This is a genomic window from Pseudomonas cerasi (assembly GCF_900074915.1).
Classification (GTDB): Bacteria; Pseudomonadota; Gammaproteobacteria; order Pseudomonadales; family Pseudomonadaceae; genus Aquipseudomonas; species Aquipseudomonas cerasi.
In genome coordinates this window covers 5,486,028-5,503,222 of the sequence record NZ_LT222319.1, presented here as the reverse complement: position 1 = coordinate 5,503,222, position 17,195 = coordinate 5,486,028, and the positions used below count along the sequence as shown (strand labels likewise).

At 58.7% G+C, this 17,195-nt stretch carries 18 protein-coding genes and 1 other RNA gene; 11 read left to right on the top strand and 8 right to left on the bottom strand.

Annotated elements, in window-relative coordinates:
* Positions 1–537: 537 nt before the first annotated feature.
* Entirely contained in the window at positions 538–1,521 is a 984-nt protein-coding gene (locus PCPL58_RS26855) for an NADPH:quinone oxidoreductase family protein (RefSeq protein WP_065350857.1), read from the bottom strand.
* Positions 1,522–1,651: 130 nt separating this feature from the next.
* Between PCPL58_RS26855 and PCPL58_RS26850 the strand changes: the two genes are divergently transcribed.
* Complete coding sequence (locus PCPL58_RS26850; RefSeq protein ID WP_065350856.1) at positions 1,652–2,059, top strand: flagellar basal body-associated protein FliL; 408 nt, start codon at positions 1,652–1,654, stop codon at positions 2,057–2,059.
* Between the two features lie 6 nt (positions 2,060–2,065).
* On the opposite strand, the gene PCPL58_RS26845 is transcribed toward PCPL58_RS26850, so the two are convergent.
* Positions 2,066–2,515, bottom strand: a complete 450-nt coding sequence (locus tag PCPL58_RS26845) for an EVE domain-containing protein (protein WP_046718820.1) — start codon at positions 2,513–2,515, stop codon at positions 2,066–2,068.
* A gap of 194 nt (positions 2,516–2,709) precedes the next feature.
* On the opposite strand from PCPL58_RS26845, the gene PCPL58_RS31620 reads away from it, so the two are divergent.
* Complete coding sequence (locus tag PCPL58_RS31620) at positions 2,710–2,862, top strand: hypothetical protein (protein ID WP_003317333.1); 153 nt, start codon at positions 2,710–2,712, stop codon at positions 2,860–2,862.
* Positions 2,863–2,907: 45 nt separating this feature from the next.
* Here PCPL58_RS31620 and PCPL58_RS26835 read toward each other — a convergent pair whose 3' ends face one another.
* From PCPL58_RS26835 to PCPL58_RS26820, 4 genes are all read right to left on the bottom strand, one after another.
* A complete protein-coding gene (locus tag PCPL58_RS26835; protein ID WP_065350855.1) occupies positions 2,908–3,519 on the bottom strand; it encodes a 5-formyltetrahydrofolate cyclo-ligase in 612 nt (203 codons plus the stop codon).
* A gap of 94 nt (positions 3,520–3,613) precedes the next feature.
* A non-coding RNA gene (gene ssrS, locus PCPL58_RS26830) (6S RNA) lies at positions 3,614–3,792 on the bottom strand.
* Between the two features lie 30 nt (positions 3,793–3,822).
* Positions 3,823–4,152, bottom strand: a complete 330-nt coding sequence (locus PCPL58_RS26825; RefSeq protein ID WP_003317331.1) for a cell division protein ZapA — start codon at positions 4,150–4,152, stop codon at positions 3,823–3,825.
* On the bottom strand, positions 4,149–4,358 hold the full coding sequence (locus tag PCPL58_RS26820; protein ID WP_002551573.1) for a TIGR02449 family protein: 210 nt from the start codon (positions 4,356–4,358) through the stop codon (positions 4,149–4,151). Before PCPL58_RS26820 ends, PCPL58_RS26825 begins: the two co-directional genes overlap by 4 nt.
* Positions 4,359–4,508: 150 nt before the next feature.
* Here PCPL58_RS26820 and PCPL58_RS26815 point away from each other — a divergent pair, with 150 nt between their 5' ends.
* The 4 genes from PCPL58_RS26815 to PCPL58_RS26800 all read left to right on the top strand — a co-directional run bounded on the left by PCPL58_RS26815 (position 4,509) and on the right by PCPL58_RS26800 (position 8,937).
* On the top strand, positions 4,509–5,063 hold the full coding sequence (locus PCPL58_RS26815; protein WP_003432285.1) for a YecA/YgfB family protein: 555 nt from the start codon (positions 4,509–4,511) through the stop codon (positions 5,061–5,063).
* 74 nt (positions 5,064–5,137) lie between these two features.
* The gene (gene pepP, locus PCPL58_RS26810) at positions 5,138–6,472 is read left to right on the top strand and encodes a Xaa-Pro aminopeptidase (RefSeq protein WP_065350854.1); all 1,335 of its coding nucleotides are present in this window, start codon (positions 5,138–5,140) and stop codon (positions 6,470–6,472) included.
* A complete protein-coding gene (gene ubiH, locus PCPL58_RS26805) occupies positions 6,469–7,656 on the top strand; it encodes a 2-octaprenyl-6-methoxyphenyl hydroxylase (protein ID WP_065350853.1) in 1,188 nt (395 codons plus the stop codon). The genes pepP and ubiH overlap by 4 nt, the downstream gene beginning before the upstream one ends.
* A 51-nt stretch (positions 7,657–7,707) precedes the next feature.
* Positions 7,708–8,937 carry a 2-octaprenyl-3-methyl-6-methoxy-1,4-benzoquinol hydroxylase gene (locus tag PCPL58_RS26800; RefSeq protein ID WP_003432291.1) on the top strand — a complete coding sequence of 410 codons (1,230 nt, stop codon included), beginning with the start codon at positions 7,708–7,710 and terminating at the stop codon, positions 8,935–8,937.
* 203 nt (positions 8,938–9,140) lie between these two features.
* Here the strand turns inward: PCPL58_RS26800 and PCPL58_RS26795 are convergent, their stop codons facing one another.
* Positions 9,141–10,133, bottom strand: coding sequence for an AraC family transcriptional regulator (locus PCPL58_RS26795; protein ID WP_003365871.1), 993 nt, complete (start codon positions 10,131–10,133; stop codon positions 9,141–9,143).
* Positions 10,134–10,770: 637 nt separating this feature from the next.
* Here PCPL58_RS26795 and PCPL58_RS26790 point away from each other — a divergent pair.
* The 5 genes from PCPL58_RS26790 to PCPL58_RS26770 all read left to right on the top strand — a co-directional run bounded on the left by PCPL58_RS26790 (position 10,771) and on the right by PCPL58_RS26770 (position 16,441).
* The gene (locus tag PCPL58_RS26790) at positions 10,771–12,054 is read left to right on the top strand and encodes an MFS transporter (protein WP_065350852.1); all 1,284 of its coding nucleotides are present in this window, start codon (positions 10,771–10,773) and stop codon (positions 12,052–12,054) included.
* 213 nt (positions 12,055–12,267) lie between these two features.
* Positions 12,268–12,849 (top strand): alpha/beta hydrolase, encoded by a 582-nt coding sequence (locus PCPL58_RS26785; protein ID WP_003365875.1) that lies wholly within the window; start codon positions 12,268–12,270, stop codon positions 12,847–12,849.
* Between the two features lie 83 nt (positions 12,850–12,932).
* On the top strand, positions 12,933–13,883 hold the full coding sequence (locus tag PCPL58_RS26780; RefSeq protein ID WP_065350851.1) for a sigma 54-interacting transcriptional regulator: 951 nt from the start codon (positions 12,933–12,935) through the stop codon (positions 13,881–13,883).
* A 203-nt stretch (positions 13,884–14,086) separates the two neighbouring features.
* Positions 14,087–14,869, top strand: coding sequence for a MetQ/NlpA family ABC transporter substrate-binding protein (locus tag PCPL58_RS26775; RefSeq protein ID WP_003365877.1), 783 nt, complete (start codon positions 14,087–14,089; stop codon positions 14,867–14,869).
* A 345-nt stretch (positions 14,870–15,214) separates the two neighbouring features.
* Positions 15,215–16,441: an MFS transporter gene (locus PCPL58_RS26770; protein ID WP_065350850.1), complete on the top strand. Its 1,227-nt coding sequence runs from the start codon at positions 15,215–15,217 to the stop codon at positions 16,439–16,441.
* A 120-nt stretch (positions 16,442–16,561) separates the two neighbouring features.
* Here the strand turns inward: PCPL58_RS26770 and PCPL58_RS26765 are convergent, their stop codons facing one another.
* Complete coding sequence (locus PCPL58_RS26765; RefSeq protein ID WP_024661533.1) at positions 16,562–17,179, bottom strand: GAD-like domain-containing protein; 618 nt, start codon at positions 17,177–17,179, stop codon at positions 16,562–16,564.
* Positions 17,180–17,195 lie beyond the last annotated feature (16 nt).

Sequence of the window (17,195 nt, the reverse complement as noted above, 5' to 3'; positions counted from 1 at the left end):
TGTATGGCGATAGGCTAACAAAGGCTTTTTTCTGAAAAGCCATAATTATGTATGGGTGATGTGCCAACTTCCTGATTTATAGTGTTTAGTAAGTTCGCAAATTTACTGCCTGCACTAAAGTCACTGTGATTATTTGAAGATGCTGCCTTAGTGGTTTATATATTTTCGCGTTTACCTTCTAATAAAGAAGGCTATGCGAGCAGTGTGAGGATTTCTTCTCGGTGCGTACAAAGCTTCAGTCACGGACAGCGTGAGCGCCGCGTACTTGTGGGAGTGAGCTTGCTCACGAAGACGTCGGTACAGCCGACGGATATCTCTCGTCTCGCACGCGTCAGCGGGAATGCCTTTCGTAAGGCTCCGCGTCACCATTCGCTCCATGATGCACATTCAAGATTGGACGCGGAGTCTCCAGAGAAGCATGAGCGAGCATGGCAACGAAAATGGTTGTTGCCCTGTGAATACGCCTTCGCGAGCAAGCGAAGCTTCGCTTGGATCGCATCCCCATGTCAGGGAATCTCGCGTGCATTTGCGTGAGTTTCAGGCTTTGCCAACCAAAACCACCACCTTCCCCACAGCCCTGCGCCCCCCCAACAAATCAATCGCCTCCCCAGCCCTTTCCAGCGGATAAATCGTCGACACCAGTGGCTTCAATTTCCCTTCTTCAAACCACGCAAACAGCTGCTTGAAGTTCGCCGCATTGTCCTGCGGTTGTCTCTGAGCAAACGAGCCCCAGAACACGCCGACCACCGAGGCGCCCTTGAGCAGGGTCATGTTGACGGGCAGTTCCGGAATGCGGCCGCTGGCGAAGCCGACGACCAGTAGGCGCCCGTTCCAGGCGATGCTGCGGATGGCCTGGTCGAAGAGGTCGCCGCCGACCGGGTCGTAGATCACGTCGGCGCCGTTGCCATTGGTGAGACGTTTGATTTCGTCCTTGAGGCTGGTTTCGCTGTAGTTGATCAGTTCGTCCGCGCCTGCGTTTCTGGCGACTTCGAGTTTTTCTGCGCTGCTGGCGGCGGCGATGACGCGGGCGCCGAGGGCTTTGCCGATTTCCACGGCGGCCAGGCCGACGCCACCGGATGCGCCGAGCACCAGCAGGGTTTCGCCCGCTTGCAGGTTGGCGCGTTGTTTGAGCGCGTGCATGGAGGTGCCGTAGGTCATGCTGAATGCGGCCGCCGTGGTGAAGTCCATGCCCTGCGGAATCGGCAGTACGTTGTAGTGGGGAACGGCGACCTGTTCGGCAAAGCTGCCCCAGCCGGTGAGCGCCATGACACGGTCTCCGGGTTTCAGGTGGCTGACGTTTTCCCCGGCGGCGGCTATCACGCCTGCGGCCTCGCCACCCGGTGAGAACGGGAAGGGGGGTTTGAACTGGTATTTACCCTCGATGATCAAGGTGTCGGGAAAGTTGACCCCGGCGGCGTGCACGTCGAGCAGAATTTCGTTCTTTTTGATCGCGGGGCCGGGGACGTCTTCGAGCACCAGTGTGCTGGCAGGACCGAAGGCTTTGCATAACAGGGCTTTCATCGGGCTATTCCTTTTCCGGTAATGGCCGATAAAGTCAGTTAAGCGGGTTCCCGGGTCAACAAGCATGGCCCTGCCTGATAAGCACACATAAGCTGTAAGCTACGTGGCAAACCGTATTAAGGAGTGAACTGTGAAAGTGTGGATTCTGATGTTGCTGGCCTTGTCATTGCCTGTCATGGCGCAAGAGGAAGCCAAGGAAGAAGGTGGTGCGCCCAAGGCGGCTTATGTCTCGCTGACGCCTCCGTTCGTGGGTAACTACGCGCTCGATGGCGGCCCCAAGCTGCGTGTCTACAAGGCTGACATTTCCTTGCGTGTGACCGGTGCCGACGCCGAGGCCGCCGTGAAGCGCAATGATGCACTGATCCGCAATCAACTGGTTTCGCTGTTCACTCAGCAGACCGTTGATTCCATGAGCAGCGCCGAAGCGAAGGAAAACATTCGTCAGGAGGCACTCAAGCAGGTTCAGCGCGTTATGAACGATGAAGAAGGCAAGCCGATTGTCGAAGACCTGCTGTTCAATAACTTCATCGTTCAATAACGTCCGTCAGCGCAGTGCCAGTATCGCCGCCCATTGCTCGGCGGTGACCGGCATCACCGAGAGCCGGCTGCCTTTCTGTACCAGAGGCAGTTGCTCCAGCTGGCTTTGTTGCTTGAGATAGCCCAGCCCCAGCACGCGCTTGAAGTTCTCCACGAACTCGACGTCGATGGCACTCCACGGATTCTTTTCCTCCGTGGCCTTGGCGTCGTGATAGTGGCTCTCGGGGTCCAGTGCGGTAGGGTCCGGATAGGCTGACCTGGCGATTTTAGCGATGCCGGCGATTCCCGGCTCCGGGCAACTGGAGTGGTAGAAAAAGAACTCGTCGCCCTCGGTCATGGCTCTCAGAAAATTACGCGCCTGATAGTTGCGCACCCCGTCCCAGCGAGCGTTGCCCAGTCGTTGCAGGTCGCTGATCGAGAATTCATCAGGCTCGGACTTCATCAGCCAATAGGCCATTGTGCTCACTCCACAGACAAAAAGTTCACGGTATTTCGAATGGCTTGATGACAAACCGACAATCGGTTCGCGCCACTATTTGCGTACTGGTTCACGTTACCGCAAAATGCCGCCCTTTAAAGTTCCACGCTGCTGCACGGCCTATACAAAAACCGATGCTGACATCGTATTGATTTGCCTAAGGAGGGCAGTCAATGAAACGCAAGCCTGATTTACTCTGGATTCTGGTTATTTTGTTTGGCTTGGGTGTCGTGACAACCGGTTATGCACAAAGCTTGTGGTCCACCAAGGATGACGCTCCAGTCGAGATCACTCAGCAGCAGCAAAAAGTCCCCGGCAGGCATTGAGCCCTGCTTGTACTCTGATCGTTGATAGCCCTGTTGGCTGAACGATCAGAGTGTCTGCGCCACATACCAGCCTTTATCCGATACCGTGCCTTGCAGCGGTACATCCCAACTGGCCTGCGCCAGTCGATCGACTTTCTGACACTCGTGAGCCAGCCCCAGTAACACCGGTTTGCGCCAGGTCTTTCTGCGCGCCAGGTACGCCAGGCTGCGGTCGTAGAAACCTCCGCCCATGCCCAGGCGACCGCCTTCGTCATCGAAACCTACCAACGGCATCAGAATCAGGTCGAGCGCCCATATAGTGCGCTGTTTTGCCCGGTCAATGCGCGGCTCGGGGATGCGGAAACGGTTGGGGATGAATGTCTCGCCGGGACGCACGCGCTGAAAAACCATGCGGGTGCACGGCCATGCGTTGAGCACCGGCAGATAGGTTGCCTTGCCGCGGCGCTGGGCTTCGCGCAGCAACAGCCGCGGGTCGATCTCGCCATCCATCGGCAGGTACAGCGAAACATGTCGGGCACGTCGAAACAGTGGGTGCTGCGCCAGTTGACGGTAAATATCCCGTGCGGCTTCGCGTTGCTGGCTGCGGCTCAACGCTTTGCGTGCCTTGCGTAGCTGGCGGCGCAATTGCGGACGTGTAAGTGACTGGGCGCTGATCATGAGCAGGAGGTCATGCAGGCTGATCCGGAAAGGAGGTTGAAGCTTGAGCGGGGTCGTCGTTGCCAGACAAGTGGGCTGGCAACTGACCGAATATGGACTCCCCGACGAACCGCTGTCGGTTTAGCCCTTGAACCCGAAAGTTCAAGGTGGAGATTGCAGGAGGTTTTAAGGCTTTCCGTCGAGCGGACATGCACACCAACCCCAACGTGCAACCCCCGTGGTTGTGCGTATCGGCTCAGGGACATGACCGACTGGCAAGCACTCCAGGGAGCAGCGCGAGTATACAGAAATGCCCCGCAATAATCAGCCCCGAGTTGAATCCGGTGTGCCGGGCGTGTCTGTCGCCAGCACCAGATCGACCTTGTCGAGCAGATCGCGGACCTGTTCGCGGGTTGAACCGCTGGTCTGTACGTCAGGCAGATGTTCCTTGTGCAGCAGATCGTGAGTGATGTTGAGAGCGGCCATCACGGCGATGCGATCGGCGCCGATAACTTTACCGCTGCTGCGGATTTCACGCATCTTGCCATCCAGGTAGCGGGCGGCGCTGACCAGGTTGGTGCGCTCTTCCTGAGGGCAGATGATCGAATATTCCTTGTCCAGGATCTGAACGGTAACGCTGTTGCCATTGCTCATGAGTCTTGCTCCAGGGCTTTAAGGCGCGAAATCATTGACTCGACCTTCTGCCGGGCGATTTCGTTTTTTTCAATCAGTTGGGCACGTTCCTCGCGCCAGGTCTTTTCCTGAGCTAATAAGAGTGCGTTTTGGCCTTTAAGTTGCTCGGCATACTTCAGGAGCAGCTCCACACGTTTCATCAGCGCTTGCAGGTCGGTGTCTTCCATTGTTTTCCACTGAATACTTTCTGATGAATGGCAGGGGGAGCGATGCTTGTGCTCAAGCTCGAACCACCGTCCGGGTGATCTTGTCGCGCGGATAGTCTAGGATACAAGGCCTTCATTCTAGACATTGCGCCGTTTGGCGACTAGCTACCCATGCCCATTCAGAATTCTCCGTACAAAGCGTTCGCCACTCTGCTCAACAGTGGCGGTCACCAGGTATCTCCTGCCGAGCTGCATGGCCTGTTGCTGGGGCGCAGTTGCGCAGCTGCCGGTTTCGACAACGAAGGCTGGTTCGCCGACGCGTCGCAACTGCTGGAAACCGAGCCGCAAGACAATATCCGTCAGGCGCTCATCGGTCTGCAAGAGATGGTCAAGGGCGAGCTCACCGGCGACGACATGACCGTTGTGCTGTTGCTGCCGGGCGACGACGAACCACTGACCGAGCGCGCTGCTGCGCTGGGCCAATGGTGTCAGGGATTTTTGACAGGCTTCGGTCTGAACATCGGTGACAAGCCGCTGGGTACAGAGGCCAAGGCCGTTCTTGAGGATCTGGCGGCGATTGCGCAGGTTCAGGACGCGCTGGAAGAGTCCGAAGACGGCGAAACCGACTACATGGAAGTCATGGAGTACATGCGCGTAGCGCCGCTGCTGCTGTTCACTGAATTCAACGAGCCGTCCGCGCCGCAACCCAAGCCTTCACTGCACTGATAGCCGATCACTGCGACACCGGCCTGCGCGTGCCATAGCGCGAGCCGGTGGACTCCATCAGGACGCTGCTGCCCATGATTCAGATCCCTAAGTCCGAATACGCCCGCCGCCGCAAGGCTCTGATGGCTCAGATGGAGCCGGACAGCATTGCCATCCTGCCGGCCGCTGCGGTTGCCATTCGCAATCGTGACGTCGAGCACGTCTACCGGCAGGACAGTGACTTTCAGTACCTGAGCGGCTTTCCCGAGCCGGAAGCGGTGGTGGTGCTGATCCCCGGTCGTGAATACGGCGAGTACGTCTTGTTCTGCCGCGAGCGCAATCCCGAGCGCGAGCTGTGGGAAGGTCTGCGCGCAGGCCAGGAAGGCGCGATCCGTGAGTACGGTGCAGACGATGCGTTTCCCATCAATGACATCGATGAAATCCTGCCCGGCCTGATCGAAGGCCGGGATCGGGTGTATTCGGCGATGGGCAGCAATCCCGAATTCGACCGGCACCTGATGGACTGGATCAACGTGATTCGCTCCAAAGCGCACCTCGGTGCCGAGCCGCCCAAGGAGTTCGTGGCGCTGGACCATCTGCTGCACGACATGCGCCTGTACAAGTCCGCTGCGGAAATCAAAGTCATGCGTTGCGCGGCAGATATTTCGGCGCGGGCTCACGTGCGTGCGATGCAGGCCTGCCGCGCCGGGCTGCACGAGTTCAGCCTGGAAGCCGAACTGGACTACGAGTTTCGCAAGGGCGGTTCGAAGATGCCTGCCTACGGCTCGATCGTTGCCTCGGGGCGCAACGGTTGCATCCTGCATTATCAGCAGAACGACGCGGTGCTCAGGGACGGTGATCTGGTGTTGATCGACGCCGGCTGCGAAATCGACTGCTATGCCAGCGACATCACCCGTACCTTTCCGGTGAACGGCAGGTTTTCCCCCGAGCAGAAAGCCATTTACGAGCTGGTGCTCAAGGCCCAGCATGCGGCCTTCGAGGCCATCGGCCTCGACAAGCACTGGAACCAGGCACATGAGGCGACGGTCAAGGTCATTACCGCCGGGCTGGTCGAACTGGGCCTGCTGCGCGGCGACGTTGGCGAGCTGATCGAAAGCGAGGCCTACAAAATGTTTTACATGCACCGTGCCGGGCACTGGCTGGGCATGGATGTGCACGACGTAGGCGAATACAAGGTCGGCGGCGAGTGGCGCGTACTGGAGGTCGGCATGACGCTGACCGTTGAACCCGGGATTTACATATCCCCCGACAACCTGGAAGTCGCGAAGAAATGGCGAGGTATTGGTGTGCGAATCGAGGATGACGTGGTTGTGACCAGGCAGGGGTGTGAAATTCTGTCCGGCGGCGTGCCCAAGACCGTCGCCGAGATCGAGGCGCTGATGGCGGCTGCACAGGAACAGGTCGCATGAGCCGCTTCAATATCGCCATCGTCGGCGGCGGGCTGGTCGGTGCAAGCCTTGCGTTGTCGCTGCAGGCCGGTGCCAAGGCGCGCGGCTGGAAAATCGTGCTCATCGAACCCTTCGCGCCGGGTGAGGCCTGGCAGCCCAGCTACGATGCGCGTTCTTCGGCACTGTCGTTCGGCTCGCGACGCATCTATGAACGGCTTGGCCTCTGGCAGCAGATTTCTCGACGCGCCGAGCCGATCCTGCAAATCCAGGTGTCGGACCGTGGTCGCTTCGGCGCCACTCGCCTGTCTGCGATTGAAGAGGGCGTTCCGGCGCTCGGCTACGTAGTCGAAAACGCCTGGCTCGGTCAGGCTCTGTGGGCCGGGCTGGATCGTGATGTGGTCAGTTGGCGTGTGCCGGCCGAGGTCAAACACATGCAGCCATTGGCCGACGGTTATCGCCTGAGCCTGAGTGACGACAGCGAGCTGGACTGTGACCTGGCGGTGCTGGCCGACGGCGGCCGTTCCAGCCTGCGCGAGCAGCTGGGTATCGGGGTGCGGCAACGGCCCTACGACCAGCATGCGCTGATTGCCAATATCACGCCGAGCGAAGCTCACTGCGGGCAGGCGTTCGAACGTTTCACCGAGGACGGGCCGATGGCGCTGCTGCCATTGCCGGAAAACCGCTGTGCGCTGGTCTGGACGCGTCCGGGCAACGATACCCAGCGCCTGGCCGATCTGGACGACCGCAGTTTTCTGGAAGAGCTGCAGGGCGTGTTTGGCTATCGCCTGGGCACGCTGCGTCAGGTCGGTGCACGGCATGTCTACCCCTTGGCGCTGATCGAGGCCGAAGAGCAGGTGCGTTCGCATCTGGTGATTCTGGGTAATGCGGCGCACAGCCTGCATCCGGTCGCCGGGCAGGGGTTCAATCTGTCCTTGCGTGACGCCGATGCACTGGCCGGGACGCTGCTGGACAGCGCCGCGCCGCCCGGTGAGTTGTCGACTCTGCAGCTCTACCGTGAGCGTCAGCGTCAGGATCAGCAATTGACCGTGGGCTTCTCCGACAAGGTGACACGCCTGTTCGGCAGCTCCCGGTCGGCGGTTGCCACCGGGCGTAACGTCGGGTTGCTCGGCCTCGACCTGCTGCCTGCCGCCAAGCGCTGGTTTGCCCGCCAGGCCATGGGGTTGGGGACTCGATCCGATGTGTGAATCACACACTTTAAACACAGGGCTTCGGCCGCAAGCGAGAACGGTTTGACCATGGAAACGCGCGCAGATGTGCTGATTGTCGGAGCCGGAATGGTCGGCAGTGCCCTTGCCTTGGCATTGCAGGGCAGCGGCCTTGATGTGCTGGTGGTTGACGGTGGGCCGCTGAGCGTCGAGCCATTTGATCAACAGTCGGGCTTCGAGCCACGGGTCAGCGCCCTGTCGGCGGCCAGCCAGCGAATCCTCCAGCGGCTGGGCGTGTGGGAAGGCATCGCAGCCCGGCGCATCAGCCCGTATGCGCATATGCACGTCTGGGACGGCAGCGGCACCGGGCAGATTCACTTCTCGGCCTCCAGCGTGCATGCCGACGTGCTGGGCCACATCATCGAGAATCGTGTGGTGCAGGACGCGCTGCTCGACCGCCTGCATGCCAGCGACATCGGTCTGCTGGCCAATGCGCGGCTTGAACAGATGCGTCACTCCGGCGATGACTGGCTGCTGACCCTGGCCGATGGTCGTCAGCTGCGCGCACCGCTGGTGGTGGCCGCCGACGGTGCGAATTCCGCTGTGCGCCGCCTGACCGAAACGCCGACGCGTGAATGGGATTACCTGCATCACGCCATCGTCACCAGTGTGCGTACCGCCGATCCCCACAGAAAAACCGCCTGGCAGCGTTTCACCGATGACGGGCCGCTGGCCTTTCTGCCGCTGGAACGCGAGGGCGAGCACTGGTGCTCCATCGTCTGGTCAGTCACACCTGCCGAAGCCGAGCGCCTGATGGTGCTGGAGGATGACCTGTTCTGCCGCGAACTGGAGCAGGCATTCGAAGGGCGACTGGGCCAGGTGCTGTCTGCCGATAGCCGCCTGTGCGTGCCGCTGCGTCAGCGTCACGCCAAGCGTTACGTTGCCAGCGGATTGGCGTTGATTGGCGATGCGGCACACACCATTCACCCGCTGGCCGGGCAGGGCGTGAACCTCGGTTTCCTCGACGCCGCAGTGCTGGCCGAAGTACTGACCCATGCTGCAAAGCGTGGCGAGCGCTGGTCTGACCTGCGTGTGCTGGGCCGTTACGAGCGCCGCCGCATGCCGCACAACCTCGCGCTGATGGCCGCGATGGAAGGCTTCGAACGCCTGTTCCAGGCCGACCCGCTGCCCTTGCGCTGGTTGCGCAATACCGGCCTGAAAATGGTCAACCGCATGCCCGAAGCCAAATCGCTGTTCGTGCGCGAGGCGCTGGGGTTGTCGGGAGACCTGCCCGAGCTGGCGCGGATCGAAGCACACTAGAAGCCAATACATACCTGCGCGGAGCATGGGTACGATGGTGTTCTTCCGGGCACGTTACGCTCGCGATCCCCCAGACACCTATCGTTCCTCACGCTCCAGCGTGGGAATGCCTTTCGTGACGCTCTGCGTCATGGATGTGCGCTGCGCCGCTTGATCAAGAGTGGACGCGCAGCATGGGCACGATGGTGTGTCCCTGACAATGCTCAACGCACCACGCCGCTGCGGTACTGTTCTGGTGTCAGTCCGGTCCAGCGTTTGAAGGCGCGGCTCAGGCAGTCGGTGTCGGAAAAGCCCAGCAGGTAGGCGATTTCGCTCAGCGAGCTTTGCTGATCGTTCATGTGCAGCAGCGCCAGGTTCTGGCGGCATTGATTGAGCAGCAGGTCATAGCAGCAGCCCTCGTCGGCCAGATGGCGCTGCAGGCTGCGCGTGCTCAGGTGCAGGGCTTCGGCGATGCTTTGGGCGGTGGGCTCGCCGTCCGGCAGCAGGGTTTCGATGGCCGAGCGTACGCGCTGTTCCCAGATCAGTGACGGTAACGGATCTCCTTGGGATTCCTGGCCGTTCAGCTGTACCGGCCCGTCATCCAGATGGCTGTCGAATTGATCACCGCCAAACTCCAGCAGGTTCTCCTGCGCCGCAAACGTGACCGGTGAACGAAACAGGTCGTGCCAGGGCTGCGGATCCTCGGGTGCCGGACGTTGTAGGTGCACGGCGAGTGGCGCATAGCCCCGGCCTAACCGATTGCGGCAGGTGCGTACGTAAATGGCGGCAAATGCATCCAGCAGCTCATGAACCGGTGACTGACAGGATGGCGGCGTACCGAAGCGGAATTCATAACGCTCGCCGACTGTTCTGAAATCCAGCTCCAGAGAGTCCTCGGCCATCGAGCGGTACCGTACGATGCGCTCGAAAACCTCGCGCAACGAGCCGCTGGCGACAAGCGTGTAGCCCAGCGCATGAAACGCCGTCGGGCTGACAAAGCGTGAAACACGCAAACCCAGGGCAGGGTCAAGGCTGGCTTGCACTGCGCGTTGCCAGAGCGCGGCGGTGACATCCGGCGAGAATTGCGCATCGGGTTCACTCAGCCTGTTCAGGTCAATACCCGCGCTTCGGCACAACGCATCGCTGTCCATACCCAAGGCAATGAGCTGCTTGCGCAGAGCGGGGGTCCAGCTGGCGAGACTGCTTGGCTCAGGCATGCGGACGCCTCTTCCTGGCATAAAGTGACTTCGGCAGCAGGCCGGTGCCGACAAGGCACTACCGGGCAACTCCATTGCCTGACGCCGTCACCAAGAATGAGAGCATTTGTGACAGTTGTGCAAGTGCCAGGACGCGTTTCTTGCCGTCACACAGAAAATAGTTCGCGCTCTAATCGCTGAGCAGTGCCCCATAGGCCCAAACGAGCTATCAGCAGTCGCCAATTGCGCAGTCGTCGTATAACGCGAAAACGCTCCTTCCCGTCTCAACACGTCGCCAGCCCATGCTGATGCAGGTCAGAGCGTTTCTGTCATTTGACACTGGAACGGCAAATGACTATAAGTTCTCCATGTTGTACGACAACATAAGACTCGAATAAAATTACAACCACAAAAATAATTCAAAGAGTAACAACCTCATGATCAGTCTGAATTCTCAGGCCGTAAAGGCATGCTCCTCGTGCGAAAAATCCGTTTTTACGCATGATCGTCGGCAGAAAGCGCCTAAAAGTCTTCTGAAAAAACCGTAATCTGAAGTTACATAAAACCAGCCGCCTCACGGCCTTGGCCGCGGGACGCTCATCGCCAATCTAAAAATAAACAGGGTGAAGAGATGAAGATAAAAGGCATTCGGTGGTGGATGGTGGGGCTGGTCACGGCCGGCCTGGTCGTCAACTACCTGGCACGCAATACGCTGTCTGTCGCAGCACCGACGCTCATGAGCGAGCTGAGCATCTCCACCGAGCAGTACGCGCACATCGTGGTCGCCTGGCAATTGTGCTACGCCATCATGCAGCCCGTGGCGGGCTACATCATCGACGCAATCGGCACCAAGATGGGCTTTGCGATTTTCGCCATCGCCTGGTCTGCCGCCTGCGCTGCCGCTGCATTCGCAACCGGCTGGCAGAGTCTGGCGATCTTCCGCGGCATGCTCGGCCTGACCGAAGCCGCGGGGCTGCCGGCAGGCGTCAAGGCGACCACCGAATGGTTTCCAGCCAAAGAGCGCTCGGTCGCCATCGGCTGGTTCAACATTGGCTCGTCGTTCGGCGCATTGCTTGCACCCCCGCTGGTGGTCTGGGCCATTCTGCAGAGTGGCTGGGAGCTGGCGTTCCTGATTGTTGGCGGTCTGGGCATTGTGTGGAGCGGCCTATGGCTGCTGTTGTACAAGCATCCGCGCGATCAGAAGCGTCTGGGCGATGCCGAACGCGACTACATCCTCAGCGGCCAGGAAGCGCGTCTGAAGGATGCACCTGCCCGGAAAGGCAGTTGGAAGCGACTGTTCAAAAACCGTAATTTCTACGCGATTGCTTCGGCGCGAATCCTCTCCGAGCCTGCCTGGCAGACCTTCAATGCGTGGATCCCGCTGTACCTGATGACCGAGCGCCACATGAACATCAAGGAAGTCGCGATGTTCGCCTGGCTGCCGTTTCTGGCGGCTGACATTGGCTGCGTACTGGGCGGCTACCTCAGCCCGCTGTTCCACAAGTACTGCAAGGTGTCGCTGTTCACCTCGCGCAAGATGGTCATGCTGTTCGGCTGCTCCTGCATGATCGGGCCGGCGTGCATCGGGCTGGTCGAAAGCCCCTACACCGCCATTGCCTTGCTGTGCATCGGCGGTTTTGCCCACCAGACCCTGTCGGGCGCGCTGTATTCGATCACCTCGGATTCATTCGGCAAGAACGAGGTGGCCACAGCGACCGGGATGGGCGGAATGTTCGGCTTTTTCGGGGCGGCGGCGTTCACCATGGTGTTCGGCGTGCTGGTCACCAAAATCGGCTACAGCCCGCTGTTCGTGGTGCTGGCAATCTTCGACATCGTCGCTGCGATCGTGGTGTGGAACGTTGCCCGTGAAGTCCCGCAGCACGACGAGCCGGTACCGCTGCCTGCGGGCGAGCAGGGCCCGAGTACTGTGCCTGCAACCTGAGGCCGTCGTAATCCTGTAACGAAGTACGGATAGTCTTTGCCCTGAAAGTGATTTTTATTAGAGGCCGTTCCTCGAAGGCAGGGAGTGGCCTCTTTTTTTGTCTATTGGTTGATATTCGTTTGGGGAATTAACAAATAGCTTCTTATTCCTTAGCGAATATAACTTCCATCCCTATACTCGTCTCATGAACGCATACATGCAGGAGGCGAATCCATGCATAACGAGTCGATCCGGTATCTGATCGTGCCAGGCTGGCAGGGGTCTCCTGATGATCATTGGCAGACCCACTGGCAGAACAGCCTGCCCAACAGCACACGCGTGGAGCAGGCCGACTGGCTCAAGCCTCGTCGTGAAGACTGGGTCGGCGAGTTGCAGCGCACGATTGCCGCGCACGACACACCCGTGATCCTGATCGCTCATAGCCTGGGTTGCGTCACCGTCGCGCATTGGGCTCAACTCGCGCCGCTGGAAACCTTGCGTCAGGTGCAGGGCGCGCTACTGGTGGCACCGGCCGACGTCGAGCGTCCGAATTGCCCGCCTGCGTTGCGTAATTTCGCGCCGATCCCTGCTGATCTGTTGCCGTTTCCGACGCAGATTGTCAGCTCTGACAACGACCCTGCGGTCAGCTCCCAGCGCGCCATGGAAATGGCCCGTCACTGGGGCGCGGAAGTCGGGTTTCTGAGTCAGGCCGGGCATATCAACGTCAAGTCCGGTCATCAGCGCTGGGAGCAGGGGTTCGCCTACCTGTACCGCCTGCAAAACCGTCTGGAGCAACACGCGCGTCGTCGCGCATGACCGGGCAGCCTGTTTATCGGACTCACCGGGTCCCGTCTTTTTAAACGCTTGAGCCATCGCAAGGGCTCAGGCGGGAGTGTGTCATGAGCCTTCACGAAAACTTCGGCCAACCGCTGCTGACCTTTCCCGATGCGGAAAAAAGCCCACTGAGCATTCGCGCCAAGGCGCTGGTGTTCATCGACCCACGCTCGCGCCGATTGCGTGAAGAAATGGAGCAACTGGCTCCCCGTTCTCTACCGGTACTGATCCGTGGCGAGTCCGGGACCGGCAAGGAGTTGCTGGCCCGGCATATTCATCGCGGCAGTGATCGCTCGGGCTTGTTCGTTTCAGTGAACTGCGGTGCGATCAGCCCGACCTATGCCGACGCCGAATTGTTCGGCTACGCCGCCGGAGCGCACAGCGGTTCGGTCAGCAGCCGCGCAGGCTGGTTTGGCTCGGCCAACGGAGGCACTTTGTATCTGGATGAAATCGGCGACCTGCCGTTGCCGATTCAGGTCAAGCTGCTCGCGGCGCTTGAGAATCACGAAGTCACGCGATTGGGCGCGCAGCAGCCGAGCCCGGTCGATGTGCGTCTGGTCGCAGCCACCAGTATCGATCTGGCGCAGGCCGTGGCTGCCGGCAAATTCCACGAGCGGCTTTATCACTACCTCAGCGAGGGCCGCCTCGATCTGCCGGCGTTGCGCGAGCAGCCGGGCAACATCCTGCCGCTGGCCGAATATTTTGTCGGGATCTACAGCCAGCGTCTGAATCTGCCGGTGCAATTGATCGGCGAGGATGCGCAGCGCACGCTGGAGGCTCACAGCTGGCCCGGTAATACCCGTGAACTGGAGAACGTCATTCACTTTGCCTTGCTGGTCAGCAGCGGTGATGAAATTCGGGCTGAAGATATCAATCTGCCGGACATCGCCGATCCGTTCACGCTGATCGAGCGCCAGACGCAGCTATTGCTCGATGGTGGTGATCGCAGGCAGCTGTCCGCGCTCAGGCAACTGCTTGAAACAGTCACCTCAGAGCTGGCGCGGCGTCCTGCTTGAGCGCGCCCCAGCACGGTACTGATGAGGTAGAGTAGATGCTGATGCAAAAAAGCATAAGCACTCGATTAAAAAGTATTTTATCGGAATATAAAACACCGGTAATGTCAGCGTGATGTCGCAGGGTTCGGATAGCTGTGACAAACCATTGAATAATAAGGTGTCATTTCTGGATGACGCTCTCGGATTTTCGTTAAGGACATTGCATGAAAAAGACGTTTTTGCTGACCGCTCTGGCGGCTGTGTTCTCCATTGGCCTGGCTCACGCAGGTGAAAAGCTGGTCGTCGGCGCGACGCCAGTACCGCACGCGGAAATCCTTGAGCTGATCAAGCCGACCCTGGCCAAAGAAGGCGTGGACCTGGAAATCAAGGTCTTCACTGACTACGTGCAGCCAAACGTTCAATTGAGCGAAAAACGCCTGGATGCCAACTATTTTCAAACCAAGCCTTATCTGGATGGCTTCAATAAGGGCAAAGGCACCAATCTTGTGACTGGCGTGGGCGTACACGTCGAACCGTTCGGCGGCTACTCCAGCAAGTACAAGAAGCTGGCTGATTTGCCTGAAGGCGCAACCATCGCCATTCCAAACGAAGGCAGCAACGCAGGTCGCGCACTGCTGCTGTTGCAAAAAGGTGGCCTGATCACCCTGAAGGATCCGACCAACGCCCTGTCCACGCCGAAAGACATCGCAACCAACCCGAAGAATTTCAAGTTCCGCGAACTGGAATCGGCTGTACTGCCACGTGCGTTGAAGCAGGTTGACCTTGCCTTGATCAACACCAACTACGCGCTGGAAGCCAAGCTCAATCCGAAGAAAGACGCGCTGATCATCGAAGGTGCCGATTCGCCGTACGTGAACTTCCTCGTGACCCGCGAAGACAACGCTCACACCGACGCCATCGAAAAACTGTCGAAAGCGTTGACCAGCCAGGAAGTCAAAGACTTCATCAACAAGAAGTACGACGGCGCGGTACTGCCTGCGTTCTGACCACTGACTTTCGTTCCTCCAACTATCGTGCGACGCTCCGCGTCGCATGCCGTTCTGAACGCTCCGCGTCCGACCCTGAATGTGCGGCGCGGCACAGATTTGTGACGCGGAGCGTCACGAAAGGCATTCCCACGCTGGAGCGTGAGGAACGATAGTCGTCAGGGAGATCGCTGTACGGGTGGCGCGCGAGGTGTCCGGGCAAACACTATCGTACCCATGCTCCGCGTGGGTATGCCGTTCTGGACGCTCTGCGTCCTCTTCTAAGCATTACGCACGCAAATCCAATAAGCTCCAACGCCTGGCTCGGTTAATAGCGATGCACGTCCCGGCCTACAGGAGTTTTGCATGCGCAAGGATTACCTCGCTTTCTTCATCTCGCTTTTCCTGTCCAGGCTGGCGGATCAGATCCTGTTGTTCATAGTGCCGCTGGTGGTGTTCCAGACCACCAACAGCGCTTCATGGGCGGGGCTGGCGTTTTTCGCCGAATCGTTACCGAGGTTTCTCGCGTTTCCGTTGTGCGGCGCGCTGTGCGACAAGTATTCGCCTATCAGAATTCTGCACATCAGCCAGGTCTACCGGGCATTGCTCTGCGTGCTGGCGATGGTGTTCTACGCACTCTTTGGTGGCATTGGATGGCTCGTGGTGCTCTCGGCATTGTGCGGGGTGCTGACCACGCAAGGCATCATGGCGCGCGAAGTGCTCATGCCGCATATCTTTCAGCACTACAGCTACACCAAAACGTTGTCCTATTCCCAGATCGCCGACCAGTCAGGGCTGGTTCTCGGGCCCTTGGTCGCGGCACTGATACTTGAGGTGTGGGCCTGGTACTGGGTCGTACTGTTGACCGCCGGACTATTCCTGCTGGCAGACCTCTGCATGTTGGCGTGGCGACATCTTGGCTGTTTTAAGCTGGAAGTGTTCGAGCAGCATCAAGACATCTGGCTGCAGCCACTGCGGATTGCGTTCGGGCATATCCGTGGCCTGGCCGAATTGAAAAAGATCATCACGCTGGCAGCAGGCGTCAACCTGATCGTCGGTGTCACGCTGGCGACCTCGGCAGCCATGGTCATCGGCGAGTACAGCGCAGGCAAAGATAACTATGCAGGGCTGCAGGCGGCGGGGGCAGTGACCACTATTGTGATCCTGTTCTTCCTGGCCCGTGTGGTGCTGCCTTTGCGGGTGCTGGGCGGTGTCGGGTATTCAATGATCGCGATCGGGGCATTTATCAGCGCCCTGAGCCCGAACCTGATTGGCTATGCGCTGGGGTTTCTGTTGATCGTCGGTTTCGACAAGATGTTCAACGTCTACATGCGCACCCTCCGGCAGCGGGTGATACCGCCTCAGGACTTCGGCAAGACGGTGGGCGTGATCACGTTGCTCAACAACCTGTCGCAGCCTCTGGCAGGTTTGCTGGTGGCCCTGCTCGCAGCGCCTTTGGGCATTCGCCAGGTCATCCTGAGTTTGGCCATGCTGACGAGCGTTATCGGGGCGGGTGCCCTGTGGTGGTTTGCAAAGGCACGCAGCCCATTCCCGACCCCGATTGTTGAGGCTGATCGGGAGGCCGGGAAATGAAAATGGAGCTGAGTCCGTTTCGCTGAATCTGGATAGAGTCAGGGCTTTTGAGGAAAGGCATTGTGCTTGTCCACGATGCAATGCTAAGAGCGCGGTGAAGAATTGATTTCATTGCTGTATTCAAAGATCGGGAAACCCCCAATCCTGAAGTGGGGAGAGCTGAGACAGAAAAGTTAGATGCTCGATGGTTTTTACTTTTTGTAGATTTTTAAGTTCCATCGGACCGCCGAGTGCCAGGGCTGGGACGAAGCCGTACATTTCGTCACTTTTGAGTGGCCCGAGTTTTTCAAGAGCCGGTTTGAATAGATCATCTAAATCGCTTTCATTAGGTTTTTTTGACGAGAAAAAAACTTTTATTCCGAAATCGAGTTTTTCGCCTGTAAATTTAGAGGTACGAGGAGTGTATCTGGCTACATAGCTGTTAATAGTCAAGCAGCTACCTTTCCTTTCACCCCATACGTAAAGCTTTCCGAAAGCGCTGCGTGCGATAACATGGTAATTATCCAATCCATGGATATCTGTGTCAGTAAGCCAGTGTTCAAGTATTTCTTCATAATCTTGAGGGTTCACGGTCCAGAAAATCCCATCTGCATATCCGCACCAGCCATGATCTATCCAATACGTCAGTAGTTGGTCAGGCAGTTTGTTTTTATATCTGATGATGCTTGACTTCAGAACTTCATCTCGCTCAATCGCAGGGCCAAATTTTTCTAGAAAGAAAGCAAAGTCTTCGTCCATCATGCAGTCCGAACTG

What these genes read in the sequence shown, in the direction of transcription:
- PCPL58_RS26790 (WP_065350852.1), top strand. Translation starts at nt 10,771, where the DNA reads ATGGTGGGGCTGGTCACGGCCGGCCTGGTCGTCAACTACCTGGCACGC.
- PCPL58_RS26845 (WP_046718820.1), bottom strand. Translation starts at nt 2,515, where the DNA reads ATGGCCTATTGGCTGATGAAGTCCGAGCCTGATGAATTCTCGATCAGC.
- PCPL58_RS31620 (WP_003317333.1), top strand. Translation starts at nt 2,710, where the DNA reads ATGAAACGCAAGCCTGATTTACTCTGGATTCTGGTTATTTTGTTTGGC.
- ubiH (WP_065350853.1), top strand. Translation starts at nt 6,469, where the DNA reads ATGAGCCGCTTCAATATCGCCATCGTCGGCGGCGGGCTGGTCGGTGCA.
- PCPL58_RS26795 (WP_003365871.1), bottom strand. Translation starts at nt 10,133, where the DNA reads ATGCCTGAGCCAAGCAGTCTCGCCAGCTGGACCCCCGCTCTGCGCAAG.
- PCPL58_RS26800 (WP_003432291.1), top strand. Translation starts at nt 7,708, where the DNA reads ATGGAAACGCGCGCAGATGTGCTGATTGTCGGAGCCGGAATGGTCGGC.
- PCPL58_RS26815 (WP_003432285.1), top strand. Translation starts at nt 4,509, where the DNA reads ATGCCCATTCAGAATTCTCCGTACAAAGCGTTCGCCACTCTGCTCAAC.
- PCPL58_RS26780 (WP_065350851.1), top strand. Translation starts at nt 12,933, where the DNA reads ATGAGCCTTCACGAAAACTTCGGCCAACCGCTGCTGACCTTTCCCGAT.
- PCPL58_RS26825 (WP_003317331.1), bottom strand. Translation starts at nt 4,152, where the DNA reads ATGAGCAATGGCAACAGCGTTACCGTTCAGATCCTGGACAAGGAATAT.
- pepP (WP_065350854.1), top strand. Translation starts at nt 5,138, where the DNA reads ATGATTCAGATCCCTAAGTCCGAATACGCCCGCCGCCGCAAGGCTCTG.
- PCPL58_RS26775 (WP_003365877.1), top strand. Translation starts at nt 14,087, where the DNA reads ATGAAAAAGACGTTTTTGCTGACCGCTCTGGCGGCTGTGTTCTCCATT.
- PCPL58_RS26770 (WP_065350850.1), top strand. Translation starts at nt 15,215, where the DNA reads ATGCGCAAGGATTACCTCGCTTTCTTCATCTCGCTTTTCCTGTCCAGG.
- PCPL58_RS26765 (WP_024661533.1), bottom strand. Translation starts at nt 17,179, where the DNA reads ATGGACGAAGACTTTGCTTTCTTTCTAGAAAAATTTGGCCCTGCGATT.
- PCPL58_RS26820 (WP_002551573.1), bottom strand. Translation starts at nt 4,358, where the DNA reads ATGGAAGACACCGACCTGCAAGCGCTGATGAAACGTGTGGAGCTGCTC.
- PCPL58_RS26835 (WP_065350855.1), bottom strand. Translation starts at nt 3,519, where the DNA reads ATGATCAGCGCCCAGTCACTTACACGTCCGCAATTGCGCCGCCAGCTA.
- PCPL58_RS26855 (WP_065350857.1), bottom strand. Translation starts at nt 1,521, where the DNA reads ATGAAAGCCCTGTTATGCAAAGCCTTCGGTCCTGCCAGCACACTGGTG.
- PCPL58_RS26785 (WP_003365875.1), top strand. Translation starts at nt 12,268, where the DNA reads ATGCATAACGAGTCGATCCGGTATCTGATCGTGCCAGGCTGGCAGGGG.